Annotated in this window: 12 protein-coding genes; 3 read left to right on the plus strand and 9 right to left on the minus strand. The window is 63.4% G+C overall.

Going from position 1 to position 14481, the window contains the following annotated elements; genetic code table 11:
- Positions 1-260: 260 nt before the first annotated feature.
- The 4 genes from CGL56_RS11835 to CGL56_RS11850 all read right to left on the minus strand — a co-directional run bounded on the left by CGL56_RS11835 (position 261) and on the right by CGL56_RS11850 (position 4187).
- Positions 261-833: a carboxymuconolactone decarboxylase family protein gene (locus CGL56_RS11835; protein ID WP_099106766.1), complete on the minus strand. Its 573-nt coding sequence runs from the start codon at positions 831-833 to the stop codon at positions 261-263.
- 60 nt (positions 834-893) lie between these two features.
- A complete protein-coding gene (locus CGL56_RS11840) occupies positions 894-1460 on the minus strand; it encodes a TetR/AcrR family transcriptional regulator (RefSeq protein ID WP_099106767.1) in 567 nt (188 codons plus the stop codon).
- Between the two features lie 63 nt (positions 1461-1523).
- Positions 1524-1949, minus strand: coding sequence for a VOC family protein (locus tag CGL56_RS11845; RefSeq protein ID WP_099106768.1), 426 nt, complete (start codon positions 1947-1949; stop codon positions 1524-1526).
- Between the two features lie 90 nt (positions 1950-2039).
- Entirely contained in the window at positions 2040-4187 is a 2148-nt protein-coding gene (locus CGL56_RS11850; RefSeq protein ID WP_099106769.1) for a catalase, read from the minus strand.
- Between the two features lie 336 nt (positions 4188-4523).
- On the opposite strand from CGL56_RS11850, the gene katG reads away from it, so the two are divergent.
- On the plus strand, positions 4524-6764 hold the full coding sequence (katG, locus tag CGL56_RS11855; protein ID WP_099106867.1) for a catalase/peroxidase HPI: 2241 nt from the start codon (positions 4524-4526) through the stop codon (positions 6762-6764).
- Positions 6765-7232: 468 nt separating this feature from the next.
- Here the strand turns inward: katG and CGL56_RS11860 are convergent, their stop codons facing one another.
- The 4 genes from CGL56_RS11860 to CGL56_RS11875 all read right to left on the minus strand — a co-directional run bounded on the left by CGL56_RS11860 (position 7233) and on the right by CGL56_RS11875 (position 11011).
- The gene (locus tag CGL56_RS11860) at positions 7233-7949 is read right to left on the minus strand and encodes a hypothetical protein (protein WP_099106770.1); all 717 of its coding nucleotides are present in this window, start codon (positions 7947-7949) and stop codon (positions 7233-7235) included.
- Between the two features lie 90 nt (positions 7950-8039).
- Positions 8040-8996, minus strand: coding sequence for a pectinesterase family protein (locus CGL56_RS11865; protein ID WP_099106771.1), 957 nt, complete (start codon positions 8994-8996; stop codon positions 8040-8042).
- Positions 8997-9099: 103 nt separating this feature from the next.
- Positions 9100-10473 (minus strand): Gfo/Idh/MocA family protein, encoded by a 1374-nt coding sequence (locus CGL56_RS11870; RefSeq protein ID WP_099106772.1) that lies wholly within the window; start codon positions 10471-10473, stop codon positions 9100-9102.
- A gap of 76 nt (positions 10474-10549) precedes the next feature.
- Complete coding sequence (locus CGL56_RS11875; protein WP_099106773.1) at positions 10550-11011, minus strand: hypothetical protein; 462 nt, start codon at positions 11009-11011, stop codon at positions 10550-10552.
- A gap of 86 nt (positions 11012-11097) precedes the next feature.
- On the opposite strand from CGL56_RS11875, the gene CGL56_RS11880 reads away from it, so the two are divergent.
- On the plus strand, positions 11098-12759 hold the full coding sequence (locus tag CGL56_RS11880; RefSeq protein WP_099106774.1) for a hypothetical protein: 1662 nt from the start codon (positions 11098-11100) through the stop codon (positions 12757-12759).
- A 259-nt stretch (positions 12760-13018) separates the two neighbouring features.
- Here the strand turns inward: CGL56_RS11880 and CGL56_RS11885 are convergent, their stop codons facing one another.
- Positions 13019-13636, minus strand: a complete 618-nt coding sequence (locus tag CGL56_RS11885; RefSeq protein WP_099106775.1) for a hypothetical protein — start codon at positions 13634-13636, stop codon at positions 13019-13021.
- Between the two features lie 514 nt (positions 13637-14150).
- On the opposite strand from CGL56_RS11885, the gene CGL56_RS18260 reads away from it, so the two are divergent.
- On the plus strand, positions 14151-14312 hold the full coding sequence (locus tag CGL56_RS18260) for a hypothetical protein (protein ID WP_167641673.1): 162 nt from the start codon (positions 14151-14153) through the stop codon (positions 14310-14312).
- Positions 14313-14481: the final 169 nt, after the last annotated feature.

Raw genomic sequence — 14481 nt, forward strand, 5'->3', positions numbered from 1 at the left:
CTGATTAGACATCTGATGTTGTCCGGGGGGACATCCGATGTCCTCGAGGGGGCTGAGTCGAGAAAAACGGATGAAAATGGGCAAAACCATGGCACAATGCTCCTATTCGGGGCATTTCACTCCGAATTTGGGGTTTTTTAGCACATTCAACATCCGATGTTCTCCGCTGAAAATGGCTGAGGACATCCGATGTGTACCCCAAAAAAAAGCCCCCGCACCAACATCGGTACGGGGGCTTTCCTTATTCAGCGGGGGGCAGGCTACTGCTGCTTCCACGCGCGGCTGGCGAAGGCATCGTCCAGCGGGGTTTCGAAGACGTGGTTGTAGTAGTTGCTCATGGTCTTGACGCCGGCGGCGGCCACTACTCCGGCTACGTGGCGCTCGGTGTAGCCGGCGCTGAGGAATTCCTCCACGTCGGATTCCGAGGGGCGGCCCCGCTTGGCGATGAAGGCCTTGCTGAAGCGGCTCAGGGCACCCAGCTTCGCGTCGGGCACCTCGGTGTTGTTGCGGATGGCGTCGGTCACCTCGGTGGGCACCTTCGACATCTTGTCGGCAATGAAGCTGTGGGCGGCCAGACAGTACTCACAGCCGTTCTCGTAGCTGATCGACATGAAGATCACCTCCTGCTCTTGGGGCGTGAAGCCGGCGTGCTGGCGGAAGGAGTTGTAGGCGTGGGTGTAGGCATCCAGCAGGGCGGGGTTGTTGGCCATGCCGGCGTACATATTGGGCACCATGCCCATGCTCTTTTTCGCCTGCTCCAGGATGGGGCGGGCTACCGGGTCGGCGGATTCAATGGTCTGGGGCTGGAAGGTCAGATTTTGCAGTGTATTCATGGGAAAGGTTGTTAAAGGGGTTAATAACTAAGCAACCGCTTAGTTAAGGGGTAAAAAAATTTAGAGTTGCTCGAAGGAGACTTCGATGTAGTCGTTCAGTTGGTTACGGTCGAAGACCTTGCTGCCGGCGGTGAGGCCCTGCAGGGCGACCATCAGGTAGTTCACCCGGCGGTCCAGGGTACTTGCGTCCGCCCGGGGTGCGGCGGCGGCCAGTTTCACCTTCAGCACCCGCCGCAGGTGGTCGACGAAGGGGGTGATCTCCGCCTGGATCGCGGGATCGGCTTCCGCAGCCAGTTCCCCCAGGGTGTTGTGGAGCAGGCAGCCGTTCCGCTGCCGGTGGGCCAGGGCGAAATCCAGGAAATCGTGGAAGTAGGCCTTGATGGCCGCTACGCCGTCGGGCGAGGCTTCCAACTTGTCCACCAGCCGCAGCATCTTGGCCTGGTAGTGCCGCAGGCTGGCCAGCAGCACCCCCCGCTTGTTCCGGAAACTGGCGTAGATGGAGAATTGGTTGATGCCCATCTCCTTCTCCAGCATCCGCACGGAAGTACCGCCGTAGCCGTGCCGCCAGAAGACGTGCATGGCCTTCTCGACGACCTCTTCCTCCTTGTATTGCTTGCTGCGGGGCATGGTATTCTAAGCGTGTGCTTAGATAACGGCGGGCGGGACTTTTAGTTCACCATACCCAAAGGTTCAGGCCTCCCGCAGCGCCGCGATATCCATCTTCTTCATCAGCTGGAAGGCCGCGACTACCCGGGGCGCCCGCTCCGGATCACCGAGCAGCGCCGGCAGCTCCGCGGGCACTACTTGCCAGCTTACGCCGAACTTGTCCTTCAGCCACCCGCAGTTCCCCTCCGATCCGCCATCCGCCGTCAACCGCTCCCAGTAGTGGTCGATCTCTTGCTGGGTTTCGCAGCTGATGACGAAGGAGACCGCCTCGTTGAAACCGAACTGCGGTCCGCCGTTCAGCCCCATGAACGGGCTGCCGTTCAGCTCGAAGGTGACGACCGCCCCCTGGTCAGCAACGATGCGGGAATCGGGAAATACGGAGGTATAGAGCCGCGCGGCTTCTGCGGCCCGCCCGTCGAACCACAGGCAAGGATAGGGGGAGTTGGTCATCGAAGCGAAGGTTGGTAAAGCATAAAAAAGAAGGTACTGCATTTTCGTGCAGTACCTCCTCTTGTCGGCTCACATGTCCCGCGGCGCTGGCTAGACCGGGATCATCTTCGCTACCTCCATCCGATCGAAGTTGCGGTGCTGGGCGATGGCCTTGATGAATGCCTGCGGCTTCCCGTCCACGAAGACGGCCTTGTCGTCCTTTTTGTGGTCGCCGACGTGGGTGGCGTCCAGGAGTTTCACGGCAGCTCCGTCCGCGGCAATGGCCTTGCAGTGCTTGAAAGCTTCATTGACGAACTTCTTGTACTTGGCCTGCTTCAGCAGGGCGTCGACCGACTTTTGGCCACCCGGGATGTACACGGCATCGAAGAGCACGCTTTCCGTGGTCATAATGGCCGCGAACACCTCATGGTCGTGCCCCTTGGTACATTTGATGGTGCCGCCGTGGGGAGCGACGATCTTCACCATGGCGTTTTCCTTTTCCAGGGCATCCCGCATGGGGCCGAAGTCGTCGGCGTCGAAGCCATCGGCCGCCAGTACTGCGATTTGCCGGGTGGCAATCGAGTTTGACGGAAGGTGGGTTTGACTCAGAGCATCCGATTTTTCCAGGTACACCTGTTTCTCTCTGGGCTGCATCTTTTCCACCTCATCGTCCGGCCCGATGGCCTGGTTGACGGGCGGATCTACGCTGTCGGGCACTTCCAGGCCCAGTCCGTCGGCCACCTGCTTGGCGAGTGCCTCGTCGATCTGGGAGATCATAAACAGCATGCGCTGCTGGACGTGGGGGTAGGTACACTTGCCCAGTTCGAAGGTATAGGCATCGGCCACGTGGGCCTTTTCCCAGTCATTCAGGCTGCGGTAGAACAGGGCAGGCTGGGAGAAATAGTCGACGAAGCTTTCGCTGCGGGCCCGAATCTTGTGTCCGTCGATCCGCTCGGTGAAGGATTCAAAGGCGCCATCGGCGATGCTCGTCAGAAAGGGGCAGCCGCCGCCCAGGGTGTTGGGGAAGTAGGCGGTTTTCCCCTTGGGGATCTGCATCTGCATATGTCCGTCCCGCTGGTTGTTGTGGACGGCGGCGATCGACTGGTTGATCGGGATCTGCTCGAAGTTCACGCTGCCCAGCCGGCTCAGCTGGGTATCGCGGTAGGAGAAGAGCCTCCCCTGCAGCAGGGGATCGTTGCTGAAGTCCAGTCCGGGCACCAAATGGGTAGGCAGGAAGGCTACCTGCTCGGTTTCCGCGAAGAAGTTGTCGGGGTTCCGGTTCAGGGTCATCTTGCCCACGATCTTCACCGGCACCATCTCCTCGGGGATCAACTTGGTAGCGTCGAGCAGGTCGAAGGGGAACTTGTGCTCGTCCGCCTCGGGGATGATTTGCAGGCCCAGTTCCCACTCGGGGAACTGACCGGCATCAATGGCATCCCATAGGTCGCGGCGGTGGAAATCGGGGTCGGCGCCGTTGATCTTGACGGCTTCGTCCCAGGTGACGGAATGCACCCCCAGCTTCGGCTTCCAGTGAAAGCGGACGAAGTGGGCCACGCCCTCGGCGTTGATCATGCGGAAGGTGTGGATGCCGAAGCCCTCCATCATCCGGAAGCTGCGCGGGATGGCCCGGTCGCTCATCACCCAGATGTGGTTGTGCAGCGTCTCGGGGGACAAGGAAACGAAGTCGTAAAACGTATCGTGGGCAGACTGCGCCTGGGGGATTTCGCGGTCGGGCTCGGGCTTGACGGAGTGGATCAGGTCGGGAAACTTCATCGCGTCCTGGATGAAAAAAATGGGCATGTTGTTGCCCACCAGGTCCCAGACGCCTTCCTCGGTGTAGAACTTGACGGCGAAACCGCGGACGTCGCGCGCCAGGTCCGGGGAGCCCTTGGAGCCGGCTACGGTAGAGAAGCGGACGAAGACGGGCGTCTTGCGGGAGGTATCATTGAAGATGCCGGCCTTGGTGAACTCCGGGATCGCCTCGTAGAGCTCGAACACCCCGTGGGCCGCGCTGCCCCGGGCGTGGACGATCCGCTCCGGAATGCGCTCGTGGTCGAAGTGGTTGATCTTTTCCCGCAGCAGGAAATCCTCTAGGAGGGTGCCGCCGCGGATGCCGGACTTCAGGGAGTTGTTGGTGTCGTTCACCTTGAGCCCCATATTCGTGGTCAGGGGCTGGTCGGTGGGGTCCTTGCGGTAGGGTTCCAGCGCCTCGTTCTTGGCGGAGTTCGGGGCGGCGGGGGGTGTTTTCTTTTTGCTCATGCCAGGCGGGTTTAGGTGTGGTCCGCAATGGATCAAAACCCTGGCTTTCGCCCCCCTGTTCGGGTAGCGGCGACGGATAAGTTCCGGGCGGCGGCGCGCGGGTGCCGGGGAAATGCGGTTCGGCCAACCTGCCCCTGGCGGGCGGGGTCTTTTTCTTGACACAAACCTTTCCTTCGGGCATTGAACCATGCCGGCGGCCTATCCCTTTTAGAGGGTATACTTTAAACCGACCGCGGCTGCTTCGCCGGCCCACCCCGATAATTTCCAGTAAACATGGCAGAGACCAATAACTCTAACATCCAGAAAGAGGCCAATAGCCACGGCCAGTCCCACAACATGCACAACAACCCGGACAACGGGAAGGTGTGGGAAGTCAATGAATCCAGCAGAAGTTGCCCCTTCCTCAGCGGCGCCCACTCCACGGCCAGCGCCGGTACCTCCAACCGCGACTGGTGGCCCAACGCCCTGAACCTCCACATCCTGCGGCAGAACAGCAACCTGACGGATCCCATGGATCCCGACTTCGACTACGCCGAGGCCTTCCAGAGCCTCGACCTGGAGGCCCTGAAGCAGGACTTGCGCGACCTGATGACCGACTCCCAGGACTGGTGGCCGGCCGACTTCGGTCACTACGGCCCCTTTTTCATCCGCATGGCCTGGCACAGTGCCGGCACCTACCGCATCGCCGACGGCCGCGGTGGCGCCAGCTCCGGCAGCCAGCGCTTCGCCCCCCTGAACAGCTGGCCCGACAACGCCAACCTCGACAAGGCCCGCCTGCTGCTGTGGCCCATCAAGAAGAAGTACGGCAAGAAGATCAGCTGGGCCGACCTCATGGTCCTCACCGGCAACATCGCCCTGGAGACCATGGGAGTGGAGCCCTTCGGCTTCGCCGGCGGCCGCGAGGACGTCTGGGAGCCCGAGTCCGACATCTATTGGGGCAAGGAGTCCGAGTGGCTCGGCGATGAGCGCTACACCGGCAACCGCCAGCTGGAAAGCCCCCTGGCCGCCGTGCAGATGGGCCTCATCTACGTGAACCCCGAAGGCCCCAACAGTGAGCCCGACCCCCTGAAGTCGGCCCACGACATCCGTGAGACCTTCGGCCGCATGGCCATGAACGACGAGGAGACCGTCGCCCTGATCGCCGGTGGCCACACCTTCGGCAAGACCCACGGCGCGGCCGACCCGGAAAAATACGTTGCCGCGGAACCCGCGGGCGCGCCCATCGAAGCCATGGGTACCGGCTGGCACAACAGCTACGAAAGCGGCCACGGCCCCCACACCATCACCAGCGGACTGGAGGTGACCTGGACCCGCACGCCCACCCAGTGGAGCAACGACTACTTCGAATTCCTCTTCAAGTTCGACTGGGAACTCTACAAGAGCCCCGGCGGCGCCTGGCAGTGGCGGCCGAAGAACGGCGAAGGACAGGACCTCGTCCCCGATGCCCACATCCCCGGCAAGAAGCACCACCCGTCGATGCTCACCTCCGACCTCGCCCTGCGGGTCGACCCCAAGTACCGCGAGATCGCCGAGCGCTTCCGCGACGACAACGAAGCCTTCAAGCAGGCCTTCGCCCGCGCCTGGTACAAGCTCGTCCACCGCGACATGGGCCCCCTGAGCCGCTACCTCGGCCCGGACGTGCCCCAGGAGAAGCTCCTCTGGCAGGATCCCCTGCCCGAGCGCGACTACGACCTGATCGACGACAACGACGTAGCCACCCTGAAGGGCAAGATCGCCGATACCGGACTGTCGGTCCAGGAACTGGCCTACACGGCCTGGTCCTCGGCGGCCACCTTCCGCGGCTCCGACAAGCGCGGCGGTGCCAACGGTGCCCGCATCCGCTTCGCCCCCCAGCGCCACTGGGAGGTGAACAAGCCCCAGCAGCTCAACAAGGTGCTCGAGGCCCTGGAAGGCGTGCAGCAGGCCTTCAACGACGGACAATCGGGCAACAAGCAGGTTTCCCTGGCCGACCTCATCGTCCTGGGCGGTAACGTCGCCATCGAGCGGGCCGCCAAGCAGGCCGGCAAGGACATCACCGTGCCCTTCACCCCCGGCCGCGTCGACGCCCTGGAGGAGCAGACCGACGTGGAAAGCTTCGAAGCCCTGGAGCCCTACGCCGACGGATTCCGCAACTACATCAACCGCCGCAACCCGATCAACGCCACCGGCGAGGAACTGCTCGTGGACCGCGCCCAGCTGCTCACCCTGACCGCCCCCGAAATGACGGTGCTGGTCGGCGGCATGCGCGCCCTGGGACTGAACCACGACGACTCCAAGCACGGCGTCTTCACCGACCGCCCCGGCACCCTCACCCAGGACTTCTTCAGCAACGTCCTCGACCTGGGCACCAAGTGGTCGGCCGCCGACAGCGAAGAGACCACCTTCGAAGGCAAGGACCGCCGCACCGGTGAAACCCACTTCACCGGCACCCGCGCCGACCTGATCTTCGGCTCCAACTCGGAGCTGCGCGCCCTCGCCGAGGTCTACGCCGCCGACGACGCCACCGACAAGTTCGTCAACGACTTCGTCAAGGCCTGGACCAAGGTCATGGACGCCGACCGCTTCGACGTGAAGTAATCGGGCACCTACCGCAAACATTAGAGGCGATCTCCTTTGGGGGTCGCCTCTTTTTTTTGAGGTCGAGGCGCTGCGCGCCGAGGAATTTTCAGAAACCACGGAGGCACTGAGGGTCACTGAGGAGCGTCCTTTCGCTTCTCAATTCTCCCTACCCGCCAGGACCTCGCGGTGTGCCCAGCGCAGCGGCGCACCCGCGAGCGTCCGTATCGCAGCCGCCCGCCGAGGCATTTACCATTTACCACGTACAAAATACCATGTACCATTTGCGGGGCAGCTCCCAAGGTCGAGGCGTTGCGCGCCGAGATATTTTCAGAAACCACGGAGGCACTGAGGGTCACTGAGGAGCGTCCTTTCGCTTCTCAATTCTCCCTACCCGCCAGGACCTCGCGGTGTGCCCAGCGCAGCGGCGCACCCGCGAGCGTCCGTACCGCAGCTTCCCGCCGGGCCACAGGCCCGACCACCCGGCCGCTACTCCAGCGCGCGCTCGTAGGCCTCCAGACAATCGTCCAGGGTTTCGCCGCGGGTGTGGACGCATTCGCAGAATTCCAGGCAGGCCTCGGGGTCGTCGCTGCCCGCGCAGCGGGGGCGGCATTCGGTGATGCGGTTCATGGGCATCATAGTGTAGCGCATGGCGTAAACGACGGAGGCGAACACCAGCACCACTGTGGCGATCACCCCCAGCACGAACTTCCAGGGGAAGCGCCACGTCATCTCCTTCGCGGGCAGGAGGGCGGTGGCCGGCCCGTGGTTCCAGGGGAAGATGAGCCGGAACTTGTGGTAGTCCCAGCAAAGCAGGTAGAGGTTGGCCAGGATCATTAGGGGGGCGGTAAGCAAGGAGCCCTGGAAGCGCACCGCGAAGGAAAGGATGCAGATGTTGACGATGATCGGCAGGTAGAGGATGGCCCCCAGGGTGGCCGTGCGGGGGATCAGCAGCAGAATGGCCGCGGTCACCTGTGCCACCCCGATGAAGGTGTAGTAGTAGCCCGTGTGAAAGAGGGCCTCCAGGTAGCTGCCGAGGGGGTGAAGGTTGTGGAGGTCGGTGAAGCGCTCCCCGGTGATCTTCACGTAGCCCGCGGGCAGGAATCCGGCCGCCAGCGCCACCCGGTTGAAGAGGGCAAAGAGGCCCAGCCAGCGGTTTTGGCGGGCGCAGTGGTGGAGGCGGTCCAGGTAAGCGGCGAAGGACATAGGCGGACGGGAATGACCAGCAAGATAGAGGGCTTCCCCTTTTAAAGCGATTTCCCGGGCCCCACGAGCCTTACTGGCGAAGGACATTCCTTACTCCTCAGGATCCCACCCGCCCAGCAGGTTCTCCAGCGACCGGTAATGCTCCGCCTCTTCCGGGGTCAGTTGGTGGGCCCAGTCCACGCGTTCGGCGGGACGGGCGCCCGGGCCATGGCTGCCGTACTCGGCGTAGTAGGCGGTCTTTTCCTTCTCCGGGCTGCGCCAGTTGTCCCAGCCCGCGGGGTGGACTACTTCCCCGAGTTGGCAGTCCAGGAACACGGTGCGGGCGTAGGGCCGCCACGGCCGTCCCAGGTAGACGCTGCCCACCGGGGCGCTGCCCTCGATGGTGCAGTTCCGGAAGACGAAGCCCGTGGGGGTGCCCTCCTCGGTGGAGGCGGCGGTGAGGTAGCCCGGCGACTTGCAGAAGATGCGGCAGTCGTCGAATACCGCGGTCGACCAGCCGAAGATGAAGTCCACCGTGCCCTCTATGTAGCAGTTTTTGTAGTACTGCCGGCTCCCGCGGCCGTGGGGGTAGAGGGTATCCTGGTTGCCCAGGAAGCGGCAGTTCTCGAACCGGGCGCGGTCGCCGTCGATGCGCACCGCCACGGCCTGCCCTACGGGGCCGGCGGCGTTCTCAAAGGTGATGTTCTCGGCCGAGAAGCCGTCGCCGAAGATGAAGAAGGAGGAGGAGCCCGAAGTGCCCATCTCTTCCCCGAAGCGATTCGGCTTCCGGGCGTAGTCGTCGTAGGTGAGGATGGTGTGGGCCACGTCCTCCCCGACGAAGCTGACGTTCGTGGCGGTGGGCGGCAGTACCAGCTTTTCCCGGTAGGTGCCCCGGCGAATGAGGATCCAGGTGCGGTTGCTTCTGAGGGCCGGCACCGCGTCGATGGCGTCCTGCACGTGGAGGAAATCGCCGCCGCCCGCGGCGTCCACTACGAAGTCGTACTGGCGGATGGTGTCTTGCCCGGTCAGCGGAAGGCAGCAGAGGAGGAAAAGGACGAGGAGGGGCATGTTCGTGGTATTGATTCCGGAGGAACCACAGGATAGGCCTTCCCCGGTCGGCGGGGGCTTCCGGATTTGTCCAGGGCTATTCCTTTTTTCACCCGGTCGGGGGCTAGGAGCACTTCATCTTCACGGGATCCCAGTCGACCACCCGGCGGTCGAAGTAGCTCAGGTTGGCGGCCAGGGAGGGGGCGGCGGCGCGGAAACCGAAGGCGCCATCCTCGACCACCTTCCCGTCGTTGCGGATGGCCTCGAACCAGTTGGCGAAGTGGTGGACGTGGTCGCTGTAGCCTTCCGGACTGCGGTAGGTCCACTCCGCGGGACCGACCACGGTAGGCGGTACGGGCGGGTACTGGCTGCGGTACCACCCCTCGAACTCCTTGCGGGTAGCCTGGGGGAAGGTATTGTAGGTATCCCATCCGCCGTAGCCCGGGGCGGCGGGCAGGGTCTTGCGGCGCAGGGTGAGGCTGTTGCCGCCGACTTCGAGGCTGCCCTCGGTGCCGACGAAGCGGGTACGGGAGCCGCCGCCGCCGCCGTCCACGAAGTTGACGCGGAGCTGCATGTTGAAGGCGGGGTGGCCTTCCTGCTCCCCGTAGTCGCAGCTGGCGATGAAGACGTCAGGCACGTCGCGTCCGTCGTTCCAGTAGCGCAGTCCGCCGGTAGCGTAAATGCGCTCGGGCCCCAGGGAATCCAGGATGCGGTGGCTGCCCGAGAAGAGGTGGACGAACAGGTCGCCCGCCACCCCGGTGCCGTAATCGCGGTAATTGCGCCAGCGGAAGAAGCGCTCGGCGTCGAAGGGGCGATCGCCGGTATCCTTGAGGAAGGTTTCCCAGTCCACCGTGGCCGGTGAGGCATCGCGGGGGATGGAGTACTGCCAGGCGCCGAGGGCACTGAAGCGGTCGTAGAAGGTTTCCACCAGCACGAGTTGGCCGAGGTCGCCGCGGCGGTAGATCTCCCGGGCCTGCTCGGTGAGGATGGAGCTTACCCGCTGGCTGCCCACGATGAGGACGCCGGGGTTGCGGCGCTCGGCGTCCAGCACGGCTTGCCCTTCCTCCAGCTGCTGCACGATGGGCTTTTCGCAGTAGACGTGCTTGCCGGCGTCGAGGGCGGCGATGGTGATGGTGTCGTGCCAGTGGTCGGGGGTAGCTACGATAACGGCGTCCACGTCGGGTCGCGCCAGGATCTCGCGGTAGTCGCGGGTGAGGAAGATGTCGGAGCCGTACACCTCCCGCGCCCGCTCCAGGTGGCCGTCGTAGAGGTCGCAGCCGGCCACCAGCTGCACGCCGGGGGTCTGCAGGGCCGCATCGAGGTCACTGAATCCCTGGATGCCCAGTCCGATGCAGGCCAGGTTGATCCGGTCGTTCGCGCCCGTGGGTACCCGGGGGGCCACCAGCGTCTGGGCCGCGGCGGATTCGGAGAGCAGCGGGGCCGCGAGTAGTCCGGCGGAAAGCTGGCGGAGGAAACGGCGACGGGAACGGGTGGGCATACGCGAACGGGGTTTTCTGGATGATCGATTCGCAAGAAACGGCACCGGGGGGAAATGGACGAGGCTGGCGCCGACATCAGTCGTCGCCGCGGCGCGCCTTCCCTTCCTCGCTGAGGAGCATCCCGGTACTCCGTTTGAGCTGCTTGATGTGTTCCACCCGACGGAAGCGGAGGGCGCTCCAGTCGGCGTCGATGGCTACCTGGCGGACGGGCTCCATGCCGTGTTCGCCCAGGGCGGTCCAGCCGGTATCGCGGGTGATGTCGCTCTGGTACTTTTTGGAGGACTTCTTGGGGTAGCAGAACCAGCAAACCGCGTCGCCGGCCAGTCGGGGGACCACGGATTCCGCGGCTGCGTTCACGGCATCCCGCGTCCGCGCAAAAACCAGCACGAAAGGAACCTCCTCCGCCGCCTCCGGATCGGTGACGAAGGTAGTTTCCCCCGCCATTGCCTGTATCTCCGCGGCGAAGGACTCGGGGTGATCGACGACCAGCACCGGGGACTGGCCTTTGAAGTTGAGTTTCTTGAAGAGGGGCGTCATGGGGGGAAGATACCGGTCAGCGGCCGACGCCTGCAACCCCGCCCCCCCGCCCTCGTCTTTTTGGGGAAGCATCCTTAACTTCCACTATGCGGCAACTGTACCCTACCCTCCTCCTGCTCATCCTTTCCTTCTCGCTGGCGGCCCAGATCGACCTCACCCCCGAGGAATGGCGGCAGGACCTCCGCCACCTGCAAAAGACCGCCCATGAGGAATACCCCTTCCTGTTCAAGAAGGTCAGCGCCGAAGATTTCGACGCCGCGGTGGAAGAACTGCACGCCGAGATCCCCCAGCTCGAAGACCACGAGGTCATCGTGGGGCTGGCCCGCATCGTGGCCCTCTTCGGCTACGGCCATACGAACATCTGGCTCTCGGGCTGGGGGCCGGATAACCCCTTCGGCTTCCGGGAGCTGCCGTATAACCTGTACTGGTTCTCCGACGGCCTCTACGTCCAGGGCGCCCACCGGGCCTTTGCCGAGGCCGTAGGCGCCCGCGTCACCCACGTGGCCGGCGTACCCGTAGAGGAGGCCCTGGAGGCCGTGCGGCCGGTGGTTTCGGTGGAGAACGAGCAATTCTTCCGGGCCACCGCCCCCCTGCAACTGGCCAATCCCGCCGTGCTCCACGCCCAGGGGATCACCGCCGAACTGCAGGATTCGGTAACCCTGACCCTGGAACGGGAAGGGGAGCCTTTCCAGGTCACCTTCGCGCCGGTGGACACCACCCGCCACCACGTGCACTACGGGCTGGCGGTGGAAGACGAGCAGTGGCTCGACGCCCGCGACAACACCACCACCCCGCTGTGGCTCCGGCACCTGGACCGCCCCTACTTCCACGAGTACCTGCCCGACAGCCGGACGGTGTACGTCCGCCAGAGCAAGGTGAGGGACGACAGCACCCAGCTGTTGCCCGACTTCTACGGTGAGGTGTTCGACTTCATCGAGGAGAACGAAGTGGACCGCCTCGTGATCGACCTGCGGCTGAACGGCGGCGGCAACAACTACAAGAACAAGGACGTGATCCGCGGCATCATCCAGACCGAGAAGATCGACCAGCCCGGCAAGCTGTTCGCCATCATCGGTCGGCGCACCTTCTCCGCCGCCCAGAACCTGGTGAACGAACTGGACAACTACACCAACGTCATTTTCGTCGGGGAGCCCACCTCGGAGAACGTCAACTTCTACGGCGACAATCGTCCGGTAGAGCTACCCAACAGCAAGATCGAGGCGCGCCTCTCCTTCGCCTGGTGGCAGGACAAGCCCCAATGGGAAAACGACGACTGGCAAGCCCCCCACATCGCCGTGGATATGTCCTTCGCCGACTACCGCGAGAACCGCGACCCGGCCCTGGAAGCCATCCTCAACTACGACGGCGACGTAGCCCTGGCCGATCCCATCGACTACCTGGCGGAACTGTACCGCGCCGGCAAACTGGAAGAAGTGCGCGCCGAAGCCCACCGCCTGGTGAAAGATCCGCGCTACCGCTACTACCCCTTCGAACGCCGCCTCAATCAGACGGGCTACCTCCTGCTCGGCCAGCACAAAGCCGGGGAAGCCGTGATGGTCTTCCAGCTCAACGCCGAACTCTTCCCCGACTCACCCAACGCCTGGGACAGCCTCGCCGAAGGCCACTGGAAAGCCGGCAACACCGAAAAGGCCGTGGAATACTACCAAAAAGCGATGGCCATGGACCCCGAGGGACCTACTGGGGAGAATGCTCGGGCTATGCTGGGGGAGATACGGGGGAGTGAGTAAAGGGATCAAGGGGTTAAGGAGCTAAGGGGTAAAGGGGGTGGCATTTTCGCTTGCTTCGCTCGCGGGTTAGAGGAGTTAGACCTCGCTGCGCTCGGGGGTTAGAGGGGTTAGAGGTGTGACAGTGTCGCTCGCTTCGCTCGCGGCTCGTTGGTTCGCGAGCTTTGCTCGCGGTGTGCGCCCCCGGTTCGCGAGCTGTGCTCGCGGTCATCATCCTCCTAAACACGCAGTGACCCGGAGCTTAGCTCCGGAACGGAACCCATCAGGACGCAATAGCGCTTACGCGGATAGACTCAATAGTCCGCGGCTGGCCATCCACGATGGTGTGGAGGGGGTCGGCGCCGTTCTCCAGGGCTTTGCGGGTGGTGGATTTGATGACCACGCGGTCTTCGGCGGAGATCAGTACCAGCGCCTTGCCGGTAGCGAAGTGGAGGACGATAGATTCCACGCTGCGGACGTCGGGGGCTGTCGGGGATTGGCCGGCGTGGCCCTCGTTGACCTGCACTTCCTCCAGGGGACCGGGCTCAGAGAGGGCGGCGTAGCGCACGCCGAGGGGCTTGGTCACGCTTTCGTATTCGGCGCGGGCCTCGCTGGGCGCATCCTGGGGGGTGACTTCCTCGATGGCATAGGTGCGCAGGGTCAGGTTCAGGTGGCCGCGACCGGGCAGCTCGGGAGGCGTGAACCAGCCGTTGGCGAGGTGCAGCAGGGCCACCTCGGTATCCGACCGCAGCTCCACCACGAAGTCTTCGTAGACTGAGATTTCTTCGGTTTCAATTTGCGCCGCGCGCAGGTGCAGGGAAATGAATTCCATGCCAATGAGCCCCTTGAGGGCCTGTAGTTTCTGATAGGGATAGCCGTGGTCGGCGGACTGGGTTTCCATGGGTTCCGGGTTGGTGATGGTTAGAACAGCAGGAGGTGGGGTGAGCGGACAGGGGTGGTGAAAAAATCTTGGTTTGGGGGCAAGGGGTTAAGGAGTTAAGGGGGCAAGGGGCTAAGGGGTCAAGGGGTCAATAGCGTTGCATTTTTCGCTCGCTTCGCTCGCGGCTCGGCTCGTGAGCTGTGCTCGCGGTTCTGGTTCGCGAGCTTCGCTCGCGGTCATGACACTAGCCCGGAGCACAGCTCCGGAACCATTGTGTTCGCGGTCATGGCTATAGTTCGCAGCACAGCTCAAGAACCAGAAGTGCTCGCGGCTGTCGTCCGCCATCGGTCGCGGTGCTCCCGCTGGCTAAGTACTCCTAAACACGCGGTGGCCCGGAGCACAGCTCCGGAACCGATCAAGAATTTCAGAATTTTAACCTGCATATCGCCCACCGTGTCAAACAAATGCCCAACGGAGAAGATTATACCCGAAATAAAGGTCGGTGGAATTCACTGCCGATCAAACACTTTGTACCATGGCTAAGCAATCTGATGATTCTAAAAAGTCCCCTGGCAAAACCGACAAACCCGGCAGCGGCAGCAGCAGCAAGAGCGGCAACGTAACCGGCGGCGGCTCCAAGGGTGGCGACAAGTCGGGCGGCGGCAAGTCCTCCGACAAGAAGGACAGCAAGAAGTAGTCCCTTCACTAATCACCCATTCCCGCAGGGGAAAAGGAACCGGAAGCGAACCCTCGCTTTCGGTTTCTTCGTTTTGGGAGATTGGGTTTGGAACGGCGCGGGCAGATTTTTGGCGGTCCCGGCGTAACGAGCTGTTGCTGTGGCGAATAGAGGGGAGTCAACCCCCATT

This window comes from Neolewinella marina, assembly GCF_002631205.1.
Taxonomy (GTDB): Bacteria; Bacteroidota; Bacteroidia; order Chitinophagales; family Saprospiraceae; genus Neolewinella; species Neolewinella marina.